This window comes from Kitasatospora sp. NPDC003701 (assembly GCF_053587085.1).
In genome coordinates this window covers 48,940-70,590 of sequence record NZ_JBSFNM010000027.1, presented here as the reverse complement: position 1 = coordinate 70,590, position 21,651 = coordinate 48,940, and the positions used below count along the sequence as shown (strand labels likewise).

Sequence of the window (21,651 nt, the reverse complement as noted above, 5' to 3'; positions counted from 1 at the left end):
CTCTGGAAAGCGGTCCCCTCATGCCCCTCGCGCTCCTGGCGCTGGCGATCAGCGCCTTCGGCATCGGCACCACCGAGTTCGTGATCATGGGCCTGCTGCCCGAGGTCGCCGGCGACTTCTCGGTGTCCATCCCCACCGCCGGTCTGCTCATCTCCGGCTACGCACTCGGCGTCGTGATCGGCGGCCCGCTGCTCACCGTCCTCGGCACCCGGATCCCCCGCAAGGGGATGCTGCTGATGCTGATGGGCCTGTTCATCGCGGGCAACCTGGTCTCCGCCGTCGCGCCCGCCTTCGGTCTGCTGCTGGTCGGCCGGGTGCTCGCGGCCTTCGCGCACGGCGCCTTCTTCGGCATCGGCTCGGTGGTCGCCGCCGGTCTCGTCGCCCCGCACAAGCGCGCGGGTGCCATCGCCCTGATGTTCACCGGGCTCACCGCCGCCAATGTGCTCGGCGTCCCGATGGGCACCCTGCTCGGCCAGCACTTCGGCTGGCGCTCCACCTTCTTCGTGGTCGCGGCGCTCGGCGCGATCGGCTTCGCCGGCATCGCGGCCCTGGTGCCCGTCCAGCCGCGCGCCGAGGACACCCGGCTCGGCCCGGAGCTGGCCGTCTTCCGCAAGCCGCAGATCTGGCTCGCGCTGAGCATGACGGTGCTCGGCTGGGGCGGCATCTTCGCGATGTTCACCTACATCACGCCGATGATGACCGAGATGGCGGGCTTCGCCCCCTCCAGCGTGACCTGGCTGCTCTTCCTCTTCGGCGTCGGCCTGTTCGTCGGCAACCTGCTCGGCGGCTGGTTCGCCGACCGGGCGCTGATGCGCAGCCTGTACGTGATCCTGGCGGTCCTGGCGGTGCTGCTCTTCGCCTTCACCCTCGCCTCGCACAGCAAGGCCGGCGCGATCGCCACCATCCCGCTGATCGGGGTGTTCGGCTTCGCGACCGTCGCACCGCTGCAGAAGCGGGTGATGGACCAGGCCGCCGGCGCGCCCACGCTGGCCTCGGCCGCCAACATCGCGGCCTTCAACCTGGGCAACGCGCTCGCCGCCTGGCTCGGCGGGCTGGTCATCTCGGCCGGGCTCGGCTACGACGCGCCGAACTGGGTGGGCGGGCTGATGGCCGCCCTCGCCCTGGGCGTCGCGCTGCTCTCCGGCGCGCTGGAGCGGCGGGCCGGCGGCGCGCCCGGCCCGGTGGTGGCGCGCGGTGGCGCGGCCGTCGAGCAGGCGGTCACCGCCGGGCGGTGAGACCACCGGCCCGGTACGCGAAGGGGCCCGGACGCTCGTCCGGGCCCCTTCGCGTACCGCGCCGGCGGGTCAGCCGATCACGGCCTGCGCGTCGATCTCGACCAGCATCGGCTCCTGCGGCAGCTCGACGAAGATCGTGGTGCGGCAGGGCTTCACCCCGCCCGGCGCGATGTTCTCCTCGATGAACGCGGCGTAGACCTCGTTCATCAGCGGGAAGTCGGCCCGCTTGGTCAGGTAGACGCGGAACATCACCACGTCCTCGATGGTGGCGCCGCCGGCCTCCACGATCGCCTTGACGTTCTCCAGCGTCCGGCGGGTCTGCGCCTTCACGTCGCCGTGGTGCAGGTACTCGCCGGTGGCCGGGTCCTGCGGGCCCTGGCCGGAGACCTGCAGGATGGGGCCCTTGCGGACGCCCTGGGAGAACATCCAGGCCGGGGCGGGGGCGCCGTCGGTGCGGATCTCGGTCTTGTCGCTCATGAGCTTCCTCGGTTGGTGGGGCGGGTCGGCCGGTTCGGGGCTGGTTCGGGGTTCGGGGGTCGGCCGGTTCGGGGCTGGTTCGGGGGGCCGGGGTCGGCCGGGGTCAGCCGGTCCGGGGGGTCTGTCCGCAGTCGGCGGAGACGGCGCGGGCGGTGGCGAGCAGTTGGGGCAGCAGCTCCAGCACCTGCTCGTAGGGGAGGACGACGTCGGGGACGGAGATCGAGGCGGCGGCGACGACGCGTCCGCTGGCGTCCCGGATCGGCGCGGCCACGCAGTTGATGAAGGCCTCGTGCTCGGCGTGGTCCTGCGCCCAGCCCTGGGCCGCGACCTTCTCCAGCTCGGCGAGCAGCGCCTCGGGGGTGGTCAGGGTGCGGGCGGTGTGCGGGGTGAAGTCGATGCCGGCCACCACCCGGCGCCGCTCGGGCACCGGCAGGTCGGCGAGCAGCACCTTGGAGACGGCGGCGCTGTGCAGGGCCGCCCGCAGGCCGATCCGCGAGTACATCCTGACCGGGTGGCGCGAGTCGTACTTGTCGATGTAGACCACCTCGCCGCCCTCGTACGCGGCCAGGTGCACGGTCTGGCCGGTGGCGGCGTTCAGTTCGGCCAGGTGCGGCGCGGCGATCCGGCGCACGCCGCGCTGCTCCAGGGCGAGGCCGGAGAGGGCGAAGAGGCCGGCGCCGAGGTGGTAGCGGTAGGCCGGGTCGCGGTAGACGAATCGTTCCTCTTCGAGGCTCTGGAGCAGCCGCAGCACCGTGGTCTTGTGCACGCCGAGCAGCTCGGCGAGCTGGTCCAGGGAGCGCTCGCCCTCGCCGAGCTCGGCGAGGATGCGCAGGGCGCGGGTGACGGTCTGGCTCATCGTGCTCCAAGGGCCGGGGAGGCGGCCGGTCGGGGGTCGGAGGCACCGCCCCCGGGCACCGGCCCCGCCGTCGCGGACAGGACCGGCCCGGGCGGCACCGCCGCGGGCAGTACGGGGGACACGATGCCATCCGCGGAGATCCGGGTGGCGGCCCAGTCCCGGGGGGAGGCGTCCAGCAGCGCGGCGACCACCGGTTCGGGCGGCAGCTCGGCCTGGTCCCCGTGGGCGGTGAGCGCGCAGGCGGCGCTGAGGTGGCCGAGCCGCAGCCGGCGGCGCTGGTCCAGGCCGCGCACGGTGGCCGCGAGGTAGCCGGCCGCGAAGGCGTCGCCCGCGCCGGTGGCCTCGACCACCTCGACGGCCAGGGCCGGCTCGGTGACGGCGGTGCCGTCCCGCTCCAGCGCGGTGACCGTCCGGGCGGCGTCCTTGACGACCACGGTGGCGGGGGAGGGGAAGCGGCGGCGCAGCGCCGACGGGTCGCCGGTGCCGAAGGCGGCCTCGCCCTCGTCGGCGCCGAGCAGCAGCAGATCGGCCGCGTCCAGCAGCGGGGGCAGTACGGCCGGGTCGCGGTCGAGCCAGAGCGCGGGGCGCCAGTTCAGGTCGAAGCTGGTCAGCCGGCCGGGGCGGCGCTCGGCGAGCAGGGCGCGCAGCAGGGCCAGGCAGTCGTCGGACAGGGCCGCGGTGATGCCGGACAGGTGCAGCAGTCGGGCGCCGGCCAGCAGGCGGACGGCCGCCGGGTCCTCCAGCAGGGCGGGGGAGAGCGCGGAGGCGGCCGAGCCGCGCCGGTGGTAGTGCAGCCGGCTGCGCCCGGGCCCGAGGTCGTGGCGGGCGCCGGTGGAGCCGCCGACCTCCTTGAGGTAGAGGCCGGTCGGGCGGTGCGGGTCCACGGCGACGGCCGAGACGTCCACCCCGCGGGCGGCGACCTCGCCGACCAGGCGGCGGCCGAAGCCGTCGTCGCCCACCCGGCTGATCCAGGCGCTCGACACGCCGAGCGCCGCCAGCGCGCCCGCCACGTTGGACTCGGCGCCGCCGACCGAGAGGTGGAAGTTCTCCACCTCCTCCAGCGGGCCCGGGCGGTCCGGCAGCAGCACGGCCATGGACTCGCCGACGCAGACCGCCGTCGGGGTCGCCGGCCGCTGCCCAGGTGTCGCCCGGTCCGCTGCTGCCGGGTCCGTTGCCGCCCGGTCCGCCCTCGCCCGGTCCGCCCTCGCCCGGTCCGTTGCCGCCCGGTCCGCCTTCGGCCGGTTCGCCGCCGTGCCCCGTGCCGCCGGGCTGCCCGCCGTCGGGCTGTCGAGCGGCGGGGTGCCCGAGCTCGCGGCGGCGTCCTGTCGGGGCATCTGGTGGGCTCCTCGTGTGCGGCGGCTGACCGTGTCCGTTGACCTTCGTCCGGCGCCGATGCTAGAACCGTGATGCCAGCATGTGCAACCCTCGTTGCACATGTTGCAACACGTAAGGAGAAGACGGTGGACCAGACCTTCGTAAGCAGCGGCACCGGGCCGGGCATCGACCCCGACGCGGTGGCGGCCCTCGCCGACGAGGTGCTCGACTGGCGGTTCAAGGCGCTGCCGCCCGCCGCCTGGGGGTCGAGCGTGCGCGACTACCTCGCCACCGGGCCCACCCTCGCCGGGTTCGGCACCCCGTTGCTCACGCTGGACGCCGCGGCGCTCGACCACAACGTGCGGACGATGGCCGACTGGTGCGCCAAGGCGGGCGTGGCGCTCGCCCCGCACGGCAAGACGACCATGGCCCCCGCGCTCTGGCAGGCGCAGCTGGACGCCGGCAGCCACGGCATCACCCTGGCCAACCTGCCGCAGGTCCGGGTGGCGAGGGCGTTCGGCGTCCAGCGGATCCTGCTGGCCAACACCCTGCTCGACCCGGCCGGGCTCGGCTGGCTCGCCGCCGAGCTGGCCGCCGACCCGTCGTTCGCGTTCGTTTCCTGGGTGGACTCCACCGACAGCGTCCGGCTGATGGACGAGGCACTGCGGGCGGCCGGCGCCGAACGGCCGGTCGAGGTGCTGATCGAACTCGGCGGCCCCGGCGGGCGCACCGGCGCGCGCGGTGTCGACGCCGCCGTGGAGGTCGCCGCCGCGGTGCTGCGCGCACCGATGGTGCGGCTGGCGGGGATCGGCGGCTACGAGGGTGCGCTGGCCCACGACGCGAGCGCCGACGGCCTGGCCACCGTCCGCGGCTACCTGCGCGCACTCGCCGACCTGCACGGGCGGCTGGCCGGCGCCTACGCCGACGGGGCCCCGCCGGTGGTCACGGCCGGCGGCAGCGCCTACTTCGACCTGGTGGTCGAGGAGCTGGCCGCGCTGCCGGAGGCCGCCGTGGTGCTGCGCTCGGGCGCCTACATCGCCCACGACGACGGCTTCTACCGGGGGATCTCGCCGCTGGTCCGGGGCGCCGGCCCGGCGCCCTTCCGCGGCGCCCTGCACGGCTGGGCGCGGGTGGTCTCCCGGCCGGAGCCGCAGCTGGCCCTGCTGGACGCCGGCAAGCGCGACCTGCCCTTCGACGAGGGCCTGCCGGAGCCGCAACTCGTCCGGGGCGGACCGGTGTTGACCGGCACGGCGGCCCGGATCACCGCGCTCAACGACCAGCACGCCTTCCTGCGCGACGCGGGCGACCTCGCGCCGATCGGCGCGGTGCTGCGGCTCGGGGTCTCCCACCCGTGCACCGCCTTCGACAAGTGGACGCTGCTCCCGGTGCTGGACGACGCCTCCGCCGCGGACCCGAAGGTCACCGGCCTGGTCAGGACGTATTTCTGATGGATCGTCAGTCCACGGGAGAGGGTGGCCGGTCCTCGGGCGGTGACCTCGTCTTCAAGGGGGCCACCGTCGTCGACGGCACCGGCGCCGACCGGTACCGGGCCGACGTCCGGATCGGGCAGGGGCGGATCGCCGAGGTCGGGCACGGCCTCGGCGCCACCCGGGAGGTGGACGCCGACGGTCTGGTGCTGGCCCCCGGCTTCATCGACATGCACGCCCACTCCGACCTCGCCCTGCTGCTCGAACCCGACCACCCCGCCAAGGTCACCCAGGGCGTCACCTGCGAAGTCCTCGGCCAGGACGGGCTCTCGTACGCACCGGTGGACGACGGCACGCTACCGGCGCTGCGCCGCCAGATCGCCGGCTGGAACGGTGACCCGGAGGGCTTCGACTGGGACTGGCGCACCGTCGGCGGGTACCTGGACCGGCTGGACCGGACCGGCCCTGCCGTCAACGCCTGCTACCTCGTCCCGCACGGCTCGCTGCGGATGCTCGCGATGGGCTGGGAGAACCGGGCGCCGAGCCCCGCCGAACTGGACCGGATGCGCGAACTGCTGGCCCAGGGCCTGGCGGAGGGGGCGGTCGGCCTCTCCAGCGGACTGACCTACACGCCCGGGATGTACGCCGACACCGCCGAACTGGTCGCGCTCTGCCGGGTGGTCGCCGAGTACGGCGGCTTCCACGCACCGCACCAACGCTCCTACGGCGCCGGGGCGTTGGAGGGGTACGCCGAGATGGTGGAGATCGCCCGCCGGTCCGGCTGCCCGCTGCACCTGACCCACGCCACCATGAACTTCGGCGTCAACCAGGGGCGGGCCGGCGAACTGCTCGACCTCGTCGACCGGGCGCTCGACGAGGGCATCGACCTCACCCTGGACAGCTACCCGTACCTGCCCGGCTCCACCACGCTGGCCGCCCTGCTGCCCGGTTGGGCCACCGAGGGCGGCCCGCAGGCCACCCTGGCCCGGCTCGGCGACGCGGCCGCGCGCGAGCGGATCCGGTACGAGGTGGAGGAGAAGGGCAGCGACGGCTGCCACGGGGTGGTCACCGACTGGGCGACCATCCAGCTCTCCGGCGTCCGGAACCCGCAGCTGGCGGGTGCGGTCGGCCGGACCGTCGCCCAACTCGCCGCCGAACAGGGCCGCAGCGGGACGGAGGTCTTCCTCGACCTGCTGCAACGGGACGAGTTGGCCACCACCATCCTCCAGCACGTCGGCCACGAGGAGAACGTCCGGGCGATCATGCGTCACCGCGCGCACACCGTCGGCAGTGACGGTCTGCTCGTCGGGGCCCGGCCGCACCCGCGCGCCTGGGGGACGTTCCCCCGCTATCTCGCGCACTACGGGCGGGAGTTGGGCGTGCTCACGCTGGAGCAGGCGATCGCCCGGATGACCGGCCGCCCCGCCGCCCGGCTGCGGCTGGACCGGCGCGGCCGGATCGCTCCCGGATTCCACGCCGACCTGGTGCTCCTCGACCCCGAACGCGTCCAGGACACCGCCACCTTCGAGCACCCCCGGCGGCCCGCCGCCGGAATCGAGCACGTCTACGTCAACGGCACCGCCGTCGTCCGGCAGGGCCGCACCACGGGCGCCCGGCCCGGGCGCGCCCTGCGCCGAACCGATCGAGGAACCCGAGCCCTATGAACCCCACGCCTTCCGTGCTCGCCCGCCTTCGGGCGGTGCTGGTCGCCTCGCCCGTCATCGCCGTCGTCCGCGCTCCCCGGATACCGGACGCCGCCGCACTCTGCGCCGCGCTCGCCGAGGGCGGCATCAACCTGACCGAATTCACCTACACCACACCGGAGGTGACGACCCATCTGCAGCGCGCCGCGCGGGAGGGCTGGCGGGTCGGGGTCGGTACCGTGCTGACCGCGGAGCAGGCCGAGGAGGCGATCGCCGTCGGCGCCTCGTTCCTGGTCACGCCCGGGCTCCGGCCGGAGGTGGCCCGGGCCGCGCACGCCGCCCGGGTGCCGGTCGTGCTGGGCGCGCTCACGCCCACCGAGGTCGCCCGGGCCGTGGACCTCGGCGCCGCCGCCGTCAAGATCTTCCCGGCCCGGGCGTTCGGGCCCGGCTACCTCAAGGACCTGCGCGGCCCGTACCCGGACGTTCCGCTGGTCGCCTCCGGCGGCGTCAACGCGGGCAACGCCGCGGAGTTCCGCGCGCAGGGTGCGCTCGCGGTCTGTGCGGGGACGGACGTGGTGGCGCCGGAGGTCGTCGCGGCCGGGGACTGGGCGGAGATCACCCGCCGGGCCAAGGTGTTCACCCAGGCCTGCGCGGTGGGCGGCCGGTAGCCGGCGGGGGCCGGGGCGGCCGCGGGGTCGGGGCCGGAGCGGCCGCGGGGCCTGCGGGGCCGGCGGGGGCGGGGGCGGCCGCGGGGCCGGGGCGGCCCGGGATCGGGTCCCGGGGAGGGGGAGTGCCGGAGGGGGACTGTCGGGACGGCCGGGATTGGACGAGAATCGGGGGGCCAGGCCCCCGGCACCCGGCAGGAGGATCCACCCCATGACCTCGACCCGCCCCGGCCCCGACTGGCTGGCCGACGCCGTCCTCTACCAGATCTATCCGCAGACCTTCGCCGACTCCGACGGCGACGGCATCGGCGACTTCGCAGGCATCGCCGAGCGCCTCGACCACCTGGCCTGGCTGGGCGTCGACACGGTCTGGCTGAACCCCTGCTTCGCCTCGCCGTTCCGCGACGCCGGCTACGACGTCAGCGACTACCTCGCGCCCGCCCCCCGGTACGGCACCACCGAGGACCTGGCCGCGCTGGTCGAGGCGGCGCGGGGCCGGGGGATCCGGATCCTGCTCGACCTGGTCGCCGGCCACACCTCCGACCGGCACCCCTGGTTCCTGGCCGCCGCCGAGGATCCGGGCGACCACCGCTACATCTGGTCGGACCGGCCGGTCGACGGCTTCGTGGCCTCGCCCGGCAGCCGCCCCGGCTGGTACCGGCCGAACTTCTTCGACTGCCAGCCCGCGCTCAACTTCGGCTACGCGCAGAGCCGTTCCGACCAGCCCTGGCGCCAGCCGGTGGACGCCGACGGCCCGCGCGCCAACCGCGCCGCGCTGCGCGGGATCATGGCGCACTGGCTGGGCCTCGGCCTGGCGGGCTTCCGCGTCGACATGGCCTCCTCGCTGGTCAAGGACGACCCCGGGTTCGTCGAGACCGCCAAGCTCTGGACCGAGCTGCGCGACTGGCTCGACCGCGCCCACCCGCAGGCCGCGCTGCTCGCGGAGTGGGGCGACCCGGCCACCGCGGTCGCGGCCGGGTTCCACGCCGACTTCTTCCTGCAGTTCGGCGGCGCCGACCACGGCCTGCCGCTGCGCTCGCTCTGGAACAACGGCGCCGGCACGGTCGAGGAGCACTGGAAGCAGGACCCCTGCTACTTCGAGGCCGAGGGCCGCGGCACCCCGCGGACCTTCCTCGACGCCTGGCGCGACGCCGCCGAACTCACCGACGGAGCCGGGTACATCGCGCTGCCCACCGCGAACCACGACTTCTCCCGGCTCGCCACCGGCCCGCGCACCGCCGAACAGCTCGCCCCGGCCTTCGCCTTCCAGCTCACCTGGCCCACCCTGCCGGCGGTCTACTACGGCGACGAGATCGGCATGCGGTACCTGCCCGGGCTGCCCGACGTGGAGGGCAGCGTGCTCGGTCCGCAGTACAACCGGGCGGGCTCGCGCACGCCGATGCAGTGGGAGCCCGGGGCGAACGCGGGCTTCTCCGCCGCGCCCGCCGAGCGGCTCTACCTGCCGGTCGACTCCGATCCGCACCGCCCGGACGTCGCCACGCAGCGGGCCGACCCGACGTCGCTGCTGCACACCGTCCGGCGCCTGATCGCGCTTCGACGGGCCCACCCGGGCCTGGGGTCGGGCGGCACGGTCGAGGTCCGCAGCGCCGGGTACCCGCTGGTGTACACCCGGGCGGGGCGGTACCTGGTCGTGGTCAATCCGCGGCGGGAGCCGGGCGCGGTGCCGCTCGGGTCGGCGCTGCCGGGCGGGGGCTCCGGGGCTTCCGGGGCGGTCGGCCCGGCCCGGGTGCGGCCGCTGGACGTGCAGGGAGTGCGGGTGGTCGACGGCGAGCTGCGGGCGGACGGGTTCTCGTACGGAGTGTTCGAGCTGGGCTGAGCCGGGGCGGGGCTTCCGGGGCCGGGTCCGTGCCGGGGCCGGGGTTCGTGCCGGGGCCGGGGCCGTGCCGGGGCCGGGGCTTTCGCGCGCCCCGGTAATGGTTGTACACTGCATCCAGATGGTTGCATTTACCATCTGTTCTGGATGCGGCACCGGAGGATGAAACGAACGCCATGCGCTCACCCCAGACCACCGCGGCAGCGCCCACCCTGGGGCACTCGCTCAAGCACCTCGCCGTCCACCTGCTCACCCCGCTGCTGATGTGCCTGGGCATGGCGCTCGCCTACCAGGGCGCGTTCCACCAGCCCGAGCCGCACCACCTGAAGGTCGCCGTCGTCGGCACCTCCGCGCAGGCGCAGGGCCTCGCGGACGCCGTCCGGGCCAAGGCCGGCCCGGCGCTCGACGTCAGCACCCTGCCCACCCGGGAGGCCGCCGAGCAGCAACTCCGGGACCGCGAGCTGGTCGGCGCGTTCCTGCCGGACGCCCGGAGCCCCGAACTCATCGTCGCCAAGGGTGGGTCCGACACCTCCGCGATGGCGGCGGAGGCGGTGTTCCAGAACGTCACCGACAAGCAGGGCGTGCCGCTGGCCGTCACCGACCTGACCACGCCCAGCAAGGGCGATCCGACCGGTCAGGGCCTGTTCTTCCTGCTGGTCGCGCTCAGCATCGGCTCCTACGCGAGCGTCGCGGTGATCGGTGCGGCCGGCGCCGCGCTCGGCATGCGGATCCGGGCCCTGGTCGGCCTCGCCGTCTCGCTGGCGGTGAGCGTGATCGGCATCGTCACCGCCGGACCGGTCTTCCACGTGGTGGACCACGACCTGGCGGCCGTCTGGGCGCTCGGCTGGCTGTACTCGGCGGGTGTCATCGCGATCGGCATCGGTCTGCACAGCTTCCTGAAGCGGTGGACCACGCTGACGATGATGGTGCTGTTCGTGATGCTGAACTTCACCACCTCCGGCGGCATCTACCGACCCGAGCTGCAGAACGGCTTCTTCGGTGGCCTGCACGCGTTCTGGACCGGCGCCGGATTCATGGAGGGCGCCCGCAGCATCCTCTACTTCGACGGTGGCGCCGGGCTCGGCGGGCACGTGCTGACGCTGGCGCTCTGGCTGCTGCTGGGCGGCGCGGTGATGGCCGGCGCGGCCCGGTACGAGAAGCGCGCCCGGGCCCTCGCCCACCGGACGGCCGACGCGGCGGTCGAGGCGGCGGCCGAGGCGGAGGAGGAGATGGAGGAGGCGGTCGCTGTCTGACCGCGCCCGTCGGAAGGCTTCACCCGTCGCCACGGGCATCGGCGCCGGGTGGGGATCGGCGGCCCGTGCCCGGCCCCGGACAGGCCGGGCACGGGCCGCGGCGCCGGGATCAGGTACGGCGGGGCGGGCTGGTGAAGCAGCAGTCGCCGCAGACGCCCGCGCCGGGGCCGACCCGGTAGTAGAGGCAGCAACTGTTCCGCCGGAAGCCGGAGGTGCGCAGCGTTCCGGTGCCGGCCAGCGGCGGCCGGCGCAGCAGTTCCGCGACGAGGGCGCGGGCCCGACCGGGGGCCGCATGGGCGTCCAGCATGCGCAGCGCCCCCGCCAACGCGGAGGCGGCATTGCCGTCGAGCAGCTTGCCGGAAAGCGGTACGGCCGCTCGGACGGCGGCCGCGAGCAGCGTCAACTGGCCCTGGAGGAGCACGCGGTGCAGCCGGTCGGCGAGCTGCTCGTCGTCCGCCCGGTGCGGCTGCGCCGGTTCGTACGGCGTCCACAGGTCGATCGGCCCCTGCTCGGGCACGTGTACGTGGGCGCGGTCGGGGTCCAGCGCGGGCACCGTGCCCAGCAGGACGGCGGCGCCGAGGCCCACCGAGCAGAACCGGGCGGCCAGTCCGAGGTGCAGGATCGAGGCCGCCACCCGGAGTTCGGCGGTGCCGAGCCGGCGGGCCACCACGCGCACCCGCTCGGCGAGCGGCGCGTCAGGCCCCTGCGCGTACAGCTCGCGCAGCGGCCGGAACCCGGTCGGCGGGGCCTCGGCGGGCGAGGCGGCGGCATCCAGGGCGAAGTACGGTCCGACGGCGGCGAGTCGGCGGTAGTCGGGCGCGGTCATCGGTCGGCTGCCCGGGGGAGCGGCCGGCCCGGCGTCGAGGCGGCGGAGGCGCTGCCTGCGGGCGGGCGGTCGTCGGTCATCGCTCGGTCCTCCGGGGCGGGCCGGCAGGGTGCCGGCCGGTGACGTTGCCGGTGAGTGGTGGCGATGAACGCTACCGCGCCCCGGCACTTCGGGAGGGGCGACCGAAGGCGCCCCGGAACCGGCCGGTGCGGTAGTCGTCTTGGTCGGTGCGCGGGGCTTCGATGCCGGGGATGCGTGCAGTGGCTTCGGCGGGCGGCATCAACCGTGCGGTGCCTGCAGGCGGGGTTGGCCTGGTCGTACTGCGGGTGCCCGAGGTCGCTTGGACCGGTTGGCTGGTTGCCGTCGTACTCTCGATTCTCCCGGCCGCCGGTGTCGTCGAGGTGGTCTCTATCTGCGCTGCGGCAGGCTCCACGAACCCACGGACGTGCTGCTCGGCACCCATCTGGAGCCCAAGACCTACGACTACGCGGGCGCCGTGCTGTTCAACGCCCGCGCCTCCATGCTGCTGTGGGCGCGCTCCACCAGCTGCCTGCGGCGTGAGATCGCCGCCCGGCTCGGCCTGACCCAGAAGGCCGCCCGCGCAGTGTGGTGCGTCTCCTTCGCCAAGGTCGCTGCGTACCAGAAACGCGGCCTGGTCCAATTCCACGTCGTCATCCGACTGGATGGCTCGGAGGGTAGTACCCAGCCCCCGTCGCCCTTCGCCATGGTCACCATGCTCGCCGGTGCCATCCGGGTCACCACCGCTCGTGTCTCGGCCAGCGTCATCTCGGACGCGGTCGGGGAGGACCTCGACTTCGACGCCAGCACCGCCACCATCCTCCGCACCCTCCAGCGCACCAACAAAGCTGCCTGACCACCCTGCCAACCAAGACCATCAGCTCCGAGCGCCGTATTGCTCTCCCGGCAGCCTGTGTCGCCTCGCTGCGCGCCCATCGCGCCCAGCAGGCCCTGGAGAGGCAGAGCGCGGGCGCGAACTGGATGGACAGCAGGTACGTATTCACCCGACCCGACGGGCGCCTCATCGAACCCGCCACCCTCGCACTCCACTTCAACGCGCTCCTCCGCTGCGCCCACCTCCGGGCGATCCGGTTCCACGACCTGAGGCACTCGACCGCGACCCTCCTCCTGGAGCAAGGCGTCGAACTCGTCGTCATCAAAGAACTCCTCGCCACGCCCACATCGGCGTCACCGCCGCCGTGTACGCGCACGTCCGCCTCCGTCTCCAGCGCGACGCCATTGACCTCCTCAGCCGCACTCTCAGCAAGCCCTCCGGGGTCATTACAGACCCCGGCAACGGCGACGACCCGCCGCTTCGTGCAACCCCTGGCCGCTGACGTTGCCGTCAACTGCTGCCGTCAAACCACCCTGACAGCCAAAGCAGCCCCGCCGGAAGATACCGGCGGGGCTGCTTTGGTACGCACGCCCTCGACTAGCTTCCTGCACGCATCAATATCACACGAAACAGGACGCCCTTGTCAGCGACAGATCATCCAGCCCAGAAGGTGCATTTTAACAATTCCCCTTCTCTGCAAGCAGGGTTCGAAGGCGCCTAATTTCATCTACAAGGCGCGGCACGGCCTCTCGTGCCATTGCAATGAAGGCTGCATTCTCATCCCAGCGCTCATCGCCAGAGTCAACATAGCGCGGATGCTGAATCAGCGTTGCAGCAATTATGTCTCGGTGATCAAAGTTAGGCCACCTCTCCGCCTGGCCAGTATCCGGGACGGTGCTCACCGCCACAAGGTTCATGGCATAGTCATCATCCAATGCCCTGACGAACCAAGGAGCCGGAGTGGCCGCGGCGCACACCTCGTCGATCTCATTAAGTTCATCCTCACGCATCAAGCCGCCTTATGCCAGCACTTTCGCCCACTGGGGCGGTTCGCAGGTTTGCCGAGCGAACCGCCCCGGCATGGTCAACTAATATCGCTCACTCGAATATCCGAGATCATTGATTCTCTTATAGAACTTCTTGTCATTCGTGATAATCGACAGTCCATCCTGAATTGCCGAATGCAAGACCGAAGCATCGTCGCCACGAAGCACTGGTTTTGACGCGCCCTTCCACAAGGCCTTGACCCGAGCTTGCAGCGCAGCAACACCATCACTAGTTGAGTCCGGACCCATTCGCCCTCCCCGCGCCGACAGCCAGTTACTAATTTCCTCTGCCGAGTGCCCTCCTTCGAGGAGTTCACGATGCGCAGTCGGCGAAAGCACTGGCGCACGCCCCGCCAAAGCGGCATCCACTTCAGCGGTCTTCGCTCCGGATAGAGCATCCGTTACAGGATTTGTGTCAACTGCCACCTCGCCGCAATTGTGCACAAGGACCGGCGTGGTGCCCGCCAGCACATAGTACGTGTGGAGTTCGGCGACGGTCAGGCTGTACATGCGGGCCTGGCCGTGGATCGCGCGTACGGCGGTGATGGTGACGGACGCGCCGTCGGGGGTGGTGAGTGTGTGTCCGACGGTGAGGTCGCCGGCCATGACCCAGTCGTGGGTCGTGTCATCCCAGAAGGGGTGGTTGGACGTGGTCTTGATGGTGCTGGTGATGCCGCCGGCCTTGACGGTGACGTCGACGAGGTTGTCGTCGTCGTGCGACCACTTCGCGGTGACCGCGCGGCCGTCCTGGTTCTTGCCGGTCCACTGGTTGGCGGCTTCTACCTGGTCGCCTGGCTTGATGGTGGCGATCGGCTTGGTCGAGCCGTCGGCCATCAGGACGGGCGTGTCGGGTGTGAAGCTGCAAGGGGTTCCGAGGGGTTCCTCGGGCGGTGTCGGTTCGGCCTTCGGAGTGGCCGGGGGCTTCGGGTCGGAGGGGGTGGTCTTGGGGGTGGTCGGTTGGGCGGTCTTGGGAGCGGTGGGGCCAGTCGGCTCGGCCTTGGACGCGCCCTTGAAGAGGCCGGTCAGTGCCTTCTTGATACCGCCGGCATTCTTGATCGCCTTAGTCGCGGCCTTCGCGCCCTTGATGAGGCCGACGCCGTCGCTGGCGACCTCAACGACGGTCTCGATGACCTGTCCGGCGACGTAGTACGGGTCGTCGTGCGGGATGCCGAAGAGGTCGGCGACCGGGTTCTCGGTTGTCTGCATCGGGGTGATCCCCGCGAAGACCGGGACGCCGGTTTGCTGACCGACCGCCTCGTTGACACCGGAGAGGATGTTGTTTCCGGCCGCGTAGAAGCTGTTCACGGTGATGAAGCCGATGGCTGCGTCGGCGAAGCCAGCAGCGGTCTTCCCGACGGCCTTGGCCGTGGAGCTGATCCACTTCGGCCAGAGGCCGTCGGCATCAGCAAGGTTGACCGGGTTGTTGCTGGCGTAGGTGTAGCCCCCCATCTGGTTGGGGTCGCCGGCCATCAGCACCGGGTCGGCGGTGAGGAAGCGGCCGAGCGTGGCGTCGTAGTTCCGGGCGCCCAGGAGGTTCAGACCGGTGGCGCCGTCCAGCGGCTGGCCGACGTAGCTGCGGTTGTCCGACCAGGTGGCCGGGACAGGTCCGCGAGGTGCGCCGTACGGGTCGAAGGAGCGTCGGGTGATGGCCTTGGTCGCCGCGTCCACCTGGAGGGTGGACGTGTTCTGCGGGTTGTGGAACTGGTAGGTGAGCGCTCCGGCGCTGGAACGGACGACCGTCGTCCCGTCCGGCTGGGGGTAGTAGCGGTTGCCGCTGACGGTTGTTCCGTCGGCGGACAGGATGATCTGCTCGGCGCCGCCGAACAGGTAGAGGATGGTGCCTTCGGCTCCGCGCTGGACCAGCAGCTTGCCGGAGGCGTCGTAGAGGTAGCTGGAGGTCTTGGTGCGGGTGCCGTCGGGGGTGGTGACGGTCTTGGTGCGGCCCTCGACGTCGTAGGTGAACCCCTGGGCGGCGCCGTTGGTCGGCTTGCTGCTGTGGTCCCCCCACTTCTGGTTCGCGGCGGCCTGGTTGCAGGTGAACAGGGTGACGCGGGTGCCCGGAGCGGCACTGCTCCACGGGATGTCTATGCACATCCCGGACTGGTGGACGAGAGAGCCGTCGGCGGCGGTGTGCCAGCGTTGGCTGTCACTGTCGTCGCAGGTCCACAGCTCCAGCTCGGCGCTCTCGGTGGCCTTGCCGTCGACCGGGCGGGCGCAGGCACCGAGGACGCGTAGGGTGCCGTCCGTGCCGAGCGTCCACTGCTGGGCGCTGCCGTCGCTGCAGGTCCAGGTCTCCACCGGCGTGCCGTTGGTGTTGTTGGCGCCGGTGGCGTCCAGGCAGACCGGGGTACCGCTGGTGGCGACTGCCGACGGCAGGGTGGTGGTGGCGGTGGTGCTTCGTGAGGTGGTGTTGCCCTGGGCGTCGTACTGGGGTGTCAGGCTCGCGGTGTAGGTGGGGCCGCTGGGCGCGTTGACGCTGGCGGGCCACTTCTGGTGCGGGAGGCCGTTGCAGGTCCAGAGGCCGAGCTGGGCGCCCGGTGTCCGGATCGCCCCGGGGATCTCCAGGCAGAACGTGGAGGAGTGGACGAGGGCGCCGTCGGCACCGTCCGTCCACTGCTGGCTGTTGCTGCCGTCGCAGGTGACCAGCTCGACCTTGGCGCCCGCGTAGCCGTTCCCGCCGACCGGTCGGGCGCACTTGCCGAGGGCACGCAGGGTGCCGTCGCCCGGGCGGGTCCACTTCTCGGATCCGCCGTCGTGGCAGGTCCAGGTGCCCACGGAGGTGCCGTCGGCCGTCCGGGCCCCCCAGACGTCCATGCAGAGCGCCGTGCCGTTGTCTGCGGCCTGGCCCGAGGTCAGCCGGACGGTGGCCTTGCCGGTGCGGGAGGTGACGTTGGTGACGGTGTTCGGCTTGGCGGCCGGGACGCGGCCCTCGCCGGGGTAGCTGCTGGTCTGCGTGATGTCGCGAGCGGTGTCGCCGGTGACGTCGTGCTTGACCTGCTGGGTCCGGTCGCCGAGCTGGTTGTACTGGTAGGTCTGCCAGTACGGGGCCGGACCGCCGATGGTGGCCGGACCCGGGTTGGTGTTATTGCACTGGGAGACCACGCCAGCGGTCGGTGTCGTAACGCCCCACGTGTCGGTCCAGGCCTCCGCGAGGCGGTTCAGACCGTCGTAGCGGAAGCACTGGGTGTCGAACGCCTGGTCGACGCCGCTCGAGGACTGCAGTTCCGAGGTGTAGGTGAGGTTGCCCACCTGGTCGTACCCGTAGGAGGTGGACGAGACCGGGTTGGCGTCGGCCTCCTGGAACATCACGTCGCTCTTGGTGAGCCGACCGGTGACGTCGTCGTACTGCGCGCCGGAGCGCAGAAGGTGGTTCTCCTCGCCGAACTGGGAGCGCAGGATCCGGCCCAGCGGGTCGTAGTTGACCAGCTGGAGGGTTCTGGCCCGACCGCCGGAGCCGACCACGTACCCGAGGTCGTTGCGCGAGTAGCCGTAACCCTCGGCGGGCAGGTTGCCCTCCGTGCCGTACGTGACGCCGGACGGAAGGCCGAGGTTGTCCTGGTACCACAGGGTCTGGCTGTAGTCGCCGGCGAGCTTGCCCTCGCTGGCAGGGACGGTGGTCGTGGTGCCGGTGGGCTGGTACCGCTCGGTGTAGCCGTTCACCTTCTGCACGTACGCGTCCCCGTTCGCGCCACCGACGTAGCGGGTGGCGGAGGTGGGATAGCCCCTGGCGGGCGTGTCGTAGGTGAAGGAGGCGAGCAGCTTGCTCGGGTCGTTGGTCCTGTCGCCCTCGTAGCGGCCGATGACACGGCCGAGCTGGTCATAGGTGAACGACAGTTGCGTGCCGCGACCGTCGGTCGTCCTCGCCACGCGTCCGAACTCGTCGTACGTGGTGGTGGAGGTGCCGGTGTCGGGGTCGGCTTGGGAGACGCGCCGGCCCTGGATGTCGTAGCCGTACGACCAGGTGTTGCGGGCGTCGTCCTGGATGGTGGCGAGCTGGCCGCGCTGGTCGTAGGTGTACCGGGTGGTGACGTCACCGGTGCCATTGCCGCCGTGGAGCACAGAGGCGGTGGTCCGGCCGAGCGCATCGGTGTAGACGCTGCTCGGCGTGCCCCCGCTCGGAGGGGTGCTGACCGTTCGGTCGGCACCCGGGTAGGCCGTGCTGGTCCGCCAGAGCTCCTTGGCCCGGGAGTAGAGCACGTTGTCGGTCCGTCGGCCGGCGCCGTCGTACAGGAACCGGGTCTGGGAAGGCGCCTCGTCGTCCCACTCCTCGAAGAGGGCGGTGCTCGGGCCTCCGTGGTCCTTGTCGTACCAGGCGGCCGTGGACTTGGTGACCTGGCCGAGGCTGTTGTACCGGGTGTGGGTGAGGACCCGGCCGGCGGCGCCGTTGGCCGGCATGCTCTGCGTCTGACGGGGCTGGAGGAAGCCGTCGTAGATGGTGACGGAGGTCTCCCAGTTCCCCGTTTCGTGCAGCACCCTGGTGGTGACGGTCGGTGCCGCGGCCCGGGAGTTCGGCTCGCTGCTCACACCATGCGTGTCGTACTCGAACGTCCGGTCCGCGGGCCTGCCCTTCGACCGGGAGTTCCCGGGCAGCCAGACAGCGGTGCGGCGGCCCAGCGCGTCGTAGGTCGAGTCCGTGACGCGGTCGTTGGCGTCGACCGCCTGGGTCACCAGACCGCGGGCCGGGGAGACGACACTCCTGGCCTTCCAGTTGAGCGCGTTGACCGTCGACACCTCCGACGGCAGTACACCGGTGGCGGGGCTGTAGGAGCTGGAGTTGACGCCGTTGGTCGCGTCGACGCTGCGGACGACGCGCCCGTAGCCGTCGTACGCCTGGGCGGCGAGGGTCTGGTAGACGGCCTTGCCCTGGGCGTCGTACTCCGTGACGTTCTGGGTGGCCGTGGCGTACCCGAACGTTCGGCCGTTCTGTCCCAGGACGCCGGGAGTTCCGGGGTTCTTCGGGTCGTCGCTGCCGTCGTAGACGACCTGGCGGTCGCTGACGACCGTGGTGGCGGAGGCGGGGGTGCCGCACGGTCCGGCCACGGTCTTCACGGCGCTGGGGTAGGCGAGCATCATCGGATTGCCTGCCGGCGCCGCCGCGTACACGGTCGTGGTGCAGCTGCGGTTGTCCGGACTGGTCACGTCGGGCTGCGCCTCGACCGTGGCGGCCCGGCCGAGCTCGTCGAAGGTGGTTCCGGTGCGTCCGGTCCGCCAGGTTCCGTCGGACAGCAGGGTGCTGGAACGCCCCTCGGACGACTTGGCGCGGCGCGCCTCCAGGTCCGGCAGCTTGGAGAGCGGCTTCTTCGGATCCGAGCTCCAGGCCGACCGCTTCCGGGTGGCGATCGCCTTGTCGGCCACGGCCATGCCGGTGAACTGCTTGGCGATGGCGGGGCCGCCGGCCTCCCGGTAGGTGATGACCTCCTGCGGGGTTCCGGAGAGCCAGGCGGAGTCGACGGCCTCCTCGCCGAGGGAGTTCCTCAGCTTGACGCTGCGGAGCGTGCCGTCGGCCCTGTAGTCCTGGTCCATGCCCTGGAAGTAGGACACGGACGTCTGGCCGAGCGGGTCCGGGCCATGAGTGGCGCCGGTGGTGGTGGTGACGGTGCGGTAGCCGCGGAACTCGTTCCAGGTGCGGTACTTGTCGTCCGTCAGGTCGGAGTCGTCACGGTGCCAGGCCGCGCCACCGCTGTAGGTGTAGGAGGTCTCCCGGGCCGGCGAGGCGGCCGTGGTGTTGTCCGTGGCGGTGACCTTGGCGACCAGGGTCTTGTGGAACCAGTCCGCGATCGGGACGGCTCCGCGGGGCGGGGTCCAGTAGACCGGGTAGCAGGCCAGGGTGTTGGTGTCGGCCGAGGCCGGCATGACTCCCTTGGTCCGCGAGCACTCCGGGTCGCGGTAGGTGACGGCGATCTGGGTACCCGACTCGGTGTTGATGCCGATGATGCGCGGCCGGTAGAGGGGCGGCGCGGGCGGGTCGAGGCCGTCGACGCGGTTGTTGAGCTCGGTGCCCGCGAAGGTCACCGGGTCGAGCGTGATCGGGCCCGAACCGCCGGCGGAGGTGTCGAGGGCGGTGTGCCGGATCTCGGACAGCCACATGACCGACTGCAGCGAGCCGTCGCCGTAGTTCGGGTCGCCTGGCTTGCCGGTCACCGGGTCGATGATCGCACCGGCCTTGGAGAAGATGTGCTTCAGGTCGTAGCGGTCGACGTTCTGCCAGCCGCCCTGGGTGCGCAGCTCGGTGCCGACGCTCCGCAGGCGCTTGGTGGACCAGAACGTCGGCGCACCGATCCAGCAGACGTTGGCGCCGGTGCCGCTGGTCACCCAGCCTTCGGGACAGGCGAGGTCGTACGGGACGTCCGGCCAGTCCTTGGCGGTGGTGGCGGACAGGTTCTCCGGTCGGCAGGTGGTGTCGGAGACCACGCACCGCTCGGCGATGTCGAAGGTGACCCGGGCGGAGGGCTCACGGCCGGCGACGGCGTCGGCGAGCTGGTAGCCGTAGGAGATCCGGCTGAGGTAGCCGCCGCGGGTGTACGGGGTCAGCGTTCCGGAGCCGCCCGTCTTGGCGGCCTGGCCGGCGCCCACGGCGTAGCGGTTGGTCTCGGTGGCCCAGTCGTAGCGCTGAAGGTTGCCGTTGGGGTCGACCACGAAGTCGAGGTTGAACCGCCAGCCGGGCTGCTGGTCGCACTGCGAGTTCTTGCCCTTGGCGGCCGTGTAGCAGGGGTCCCCGCTGTTGGGGTGGAAGACGGGAGCGCCCCAGGCGCTGTTGGTGGCGCCGTCGGTGGTGGTGCCGGGGGCGTGGTTGAGGCCGAAGTAGTAGGCGGTGCCGTCGGTTGTGGTGACCTTGAAGTACTCGCCCTGCCACAGGCCGTTGGAGGCGCCGGTGAGGCGCTCGATGCGGGTGCCGTCGTCGCTCAGCAGGTGGTAGACGCCGTTGTCGTCGCGGACCAGCTCACCGGAGTGGGAGCCGAGCGACAGTGTGGCGCTCCAGCCTGTCCAGCACTGGTCCCCGGACCCGTCGATGCCGCTGTTCTGGCACGACTTGTAGGAGCGCTCGACGAATCCCGGGCTGTACGACCAGCCGTCACCGATCCACGACGCCTGCGAGTTGCGGGCCGAGGTCGAGCCGTCGACGGACTGGGAGTTGTACGCGAGCTCGACCCCGGGGACCTCCCCGCCGATCGACGGTGGCACGGAGATCGGGTAGGAGTAGGTGAAGGCACCCGAGGCGCTCTGCGTCCACGAGCCGGAGGACGAGAGGTCGGTTGCGGCGAAGGAGCCCTGGGAGCCGCCGACATCGGGGACCGCCGCGAGCGCCATTCCGCCGCCGGCCGGTGCCGCGAGGCTGAAGGCCGTGGCGGTGGGCGCCTCGGCCGGGGAACCCTTCGCGAGGGAGCTGTGGGCAGGGGGAGCCAGAGCGGGAGCCGTGGTGTCGCCCGGGAGGACGACCTTGCCGGTGATCCGCTTGGTGGCGGGGTCCAGGGTGCCGTCGATCGGCGTGCGGGTCCGGCACTCGGTGAGCTGCGGCGTCGTCAGCGCGCAAGCCGGCATGGTCACCAGTCGCAGCCGGGAGGCGTAGCCGCCACCGTAGGCGTCGGCGATCGAGCTGTAGTCGAGGGAGACGTCAAGACCGGCGGTCTCCTCCCCACCGTCGGTTCGCCTGAGCCCGACGAGCAGACCGTCGACGTTCGCCTGCTTGGCCAGCGTCCGGTCGGCGACCTTGACCTCGACGGAGCCCGGTCCACCGGCAGCCGGCTCCTGCGGGTCGCCGCCGGGAGCGCTCTGCGTCTTGGCGGTTGAGTTCGGCGCGGTGGTGTCCGTGCCGAGCAGGACCGGGGTGGAGCCGACGCGGACGGCCGCGTCCTTCCCGTCCTTGCCGCGCACGATGTCGGGCCGGTTCTTCAGATCGACCGTGACCGTGGCCTGCTCGGGCCACTGGACGGGGGCAGCTTTGAAGGACTGCAGGTCGCGGGAGCCCGCGGGGTGCGGGAGCGGTTCGGGATTCCGCTTCTTTTCGGCATCACGGCCTCCGACGGTGGGGAGTTCGGGAAGCGGAGATTCCGTTTCCTGATCGGCGGCGCGTGCCGTCCAGGCGATTCCATCGCCGGCCAGTGGAACAACGAGGGACAGCGCGGCGGTGAGTGCGGTGATCGTCAACGCATTTCGCCAGCGGACACCCCCTCTTCGTGAACAGTCGGTGGATCGTCCCCAGCCGGATTGCATGCGTTGCTCCG

Annotated in this window: 12 protein-coding genes and 2 pseudogenes; 8 read left to right on the top strand and 6 right to left on the bottom strand. The window is 72.1% G+C overall.

Annotated features, from left to right (window positions below; translation table 11 throughout):
• Nucleotides 1-20 precede the first annotated feature (20 nt).
• Complete coding sequence (locus ACWDRR_RS24465) at nucleotides 21-1,235, top strand: MFS transporter (RefSeq protein ID WP_449774335.1); 1,215 nt, start codon at nucleotides 21-23, stop codon at nucleotides 1,233-1,235.
• A 69-nt stretch (nucleotides 1,236-1,304) separates the two neighbouring features.
• On the opposite strand, the gene ACWDRR_RS24460 is transcribed toward ACWDRR_RS24465, so the two are convergent.
• The 3 genes from ACWDRR_RS24460 to ACWDRR_RS24450 form a co-directional block, all read right to left on the bottom strand.
• Entirely contained in the window at nucleotides 1,305-1,712 is a 408-nt protein-coding gene (locus tag ACWDRR_RS24460) for a RidA family protein (protein ID WP_449774334.1), read from the bottom strand.
• A 103-nt stretch (nucleotides 1,713-1,815) separates the two neighbouring features.
• On the bottom strand, nucleotides 1,816-2,568 hold the full coding sequence (locus ACWDRR_RS24455; RefSeq protein ID WP_449774333.1) for an IclR family transcriptional regulator: 753 nt from the start codon (nucleotides 2,566-2,568) through the stop codon (nucleotides 1,816-1,818).
• Nucleotides 2,565-3,902, bottom strand: coding sequence for a sugar kinase (locus ACWDRR_RS24450; RefSeq protein ID WP_449774332.1), 1,338 nt, complete (start codon nucleotides 3,900-3,902; stop codon nucleotides 2,565-2,567). The genes ACWDRR_RS24455 and ACWDRR_RS24450 overlap by 4 nt, the downstream gene beginning before the upstream one ends.
• A gap of 126 nt (nucleotides 3,903-4,028) precedes the next feature.
• Between ACWDRR_RS24450 and ACWDRR_RS24445 the strand changes: the two genes are divergently transcribed.
• The 5 genes from ACWDRR_RS24445 (at nucleotide 4,029) to ACWDRR_RS24425 (ending at nucleotide 10,704) form a co-directional block, all read left to right on the top strand.
• The gene (locus ACWDRR_RS24445) at nucleotides 4,029-5,330 is read left to right on the top strand and encodes an alanine racemase (protein ID WP_449774331.1); all 1,302 of its coding nucleotides are present in this window, start codon (nucleotides 4,029-4,031) and stop codon (nucleotides 5,328-5,330) included.
• Nucleotides 5,330-6,973, top strand: coding sequence for an N-acyl-D-amino-acid deacylase family protein (locus ACWDRR_RS24440; protein ID WP_449774330.1), 1,644 nt, complete (start codon nucleotides 5,330-5,332; stop codon nucleotides 6,971-6,973). The genes ACWDRR_RS24445 and ACWDRR_RS24440 overlap by 1 nt, the downstream gene beginning before the upstream one ends.
• Nucleotides 6,970-7,620 carry a bifunctional 4-hydroxy-2-oxoglutarate aldolase/2-dehydro-3-deoxy-phosphogluconate aldolase gene (locus tag ACWDRR_RS24435; protein WP_449774329.1) on the top strand — a complete coding sequence of 217 codons (651 nt, stop codon included), beginning with the start codon at nucleotides 6,970-6,972 and terminating at the stop codon, nucleotides 7,618-7,620. Before ACWDRR_RS24440 ends, ACWDRR_RS24435 begins: the two co-directional genes overlap by 4 nt.
• Before the next feature lie 208 nt (nucleotides 7,621-7,828).
• Entirely contained in the window at nucleotides 7,829-9,454 is a 1,626-nt protein-coding gene (locus ACWDRR_RS24430) for an alpha-amylase family glycosyl hydrolase (RefSeq protein WP_449774328.1), read from the top strand.
• A gap of 173 nt (nucleotides 9,455-9,627) precedes the next feature.
• Nucleotides 9,628-10,704 carry a hypothetical protein gene (locus ACWDRR_RS24425; RefSeq protein ID WP_449774327.1) on the top strand — a complete coding sequence of 359 codons (1,077 nt, stop codon included), beginning with the start codon at nucleotides 9,628-9,630 and terminating at the stop codon, nucleotides 10,702-10,704.
• A gap of 109 nt (nucleotides 10,705-10,813) precedes the next feature.
• Here the strand turns inward: ACWDRR_RS24425 and ACWDRR_RS24420 are convergent, their stop codons facing one another.
• Nucleotides 10,814-11,530, bottom strand: a complete 717-nt coding sequence (locus ACWDRR_RS24420; RefSeq protein WP_449774326.1) for a (2Fe-2S)-binding protein — start codon at nucleotides 11,528-11,530, stop codon at nucleotides 10,814-10,816.
• Nucleotides 11,531-11,750: 220 nt separating this feature from the next.
• Here ACWDRR_RS24420 and ACWDRR_RS24415 point away from each other — a divergent pair.
• Both ACWDRR_RS24415 and ACWDRR_RS24410 read left to right on the top strand, forming a co-directional pair.
• Nucleotides 11,751-12,254, top strand: a pseudogene (locus ACWDRR_RS24415) (replication initiator); the annotation flags it as partial.
• Nucleotides 12,255-12,332: 78 nt separating this feature from the next.
• Nucleotides 12,333-12,885 (top strand): annotated as a pseudogene (locus ACWDRR_RS24410) (tyrosine-type recombinase/integrase); the annotation flags it as partial.
• 175 nt (nucleotides 12,886-13,060) lie between these two features.
• Here ACWDRR_RS24410 and ACWDRR_RS24405 read toward each other — a convergent pair.
• Both ACWDRR_RS24405 and ACWDRR_RS24400 read right to left on the bottom strand, forming a co-directional pair.
• Nucleotides 13,061-13,393: a hypothetical protein gene (locus ACWDRR_RS24405; protein WP_449774325.1), complete on the bottom strand. Its 333-nt coding sequence runs from the start codon at nucleotides 13,391-13,393 to the stop codon at nucleotides 13,061-13,063.
• 78 nt (nucleotides 13,394-13,471) lie between these two features.
• Nucleotides 13,472-21,574, bottom strand: a complete 8,103-nt coding sequence (locus ACWDRR_RS24400; RefSeq protein ID WP_449774324.1) for a ricin-type beta-trefoil lectin domain protein — start codon at nucleotides 21,572-21,574, stop codon at nucleotides 13,472-13,474.
• Nucleotides 21,575-21,651: the final 77 nt, after the last annotated feature.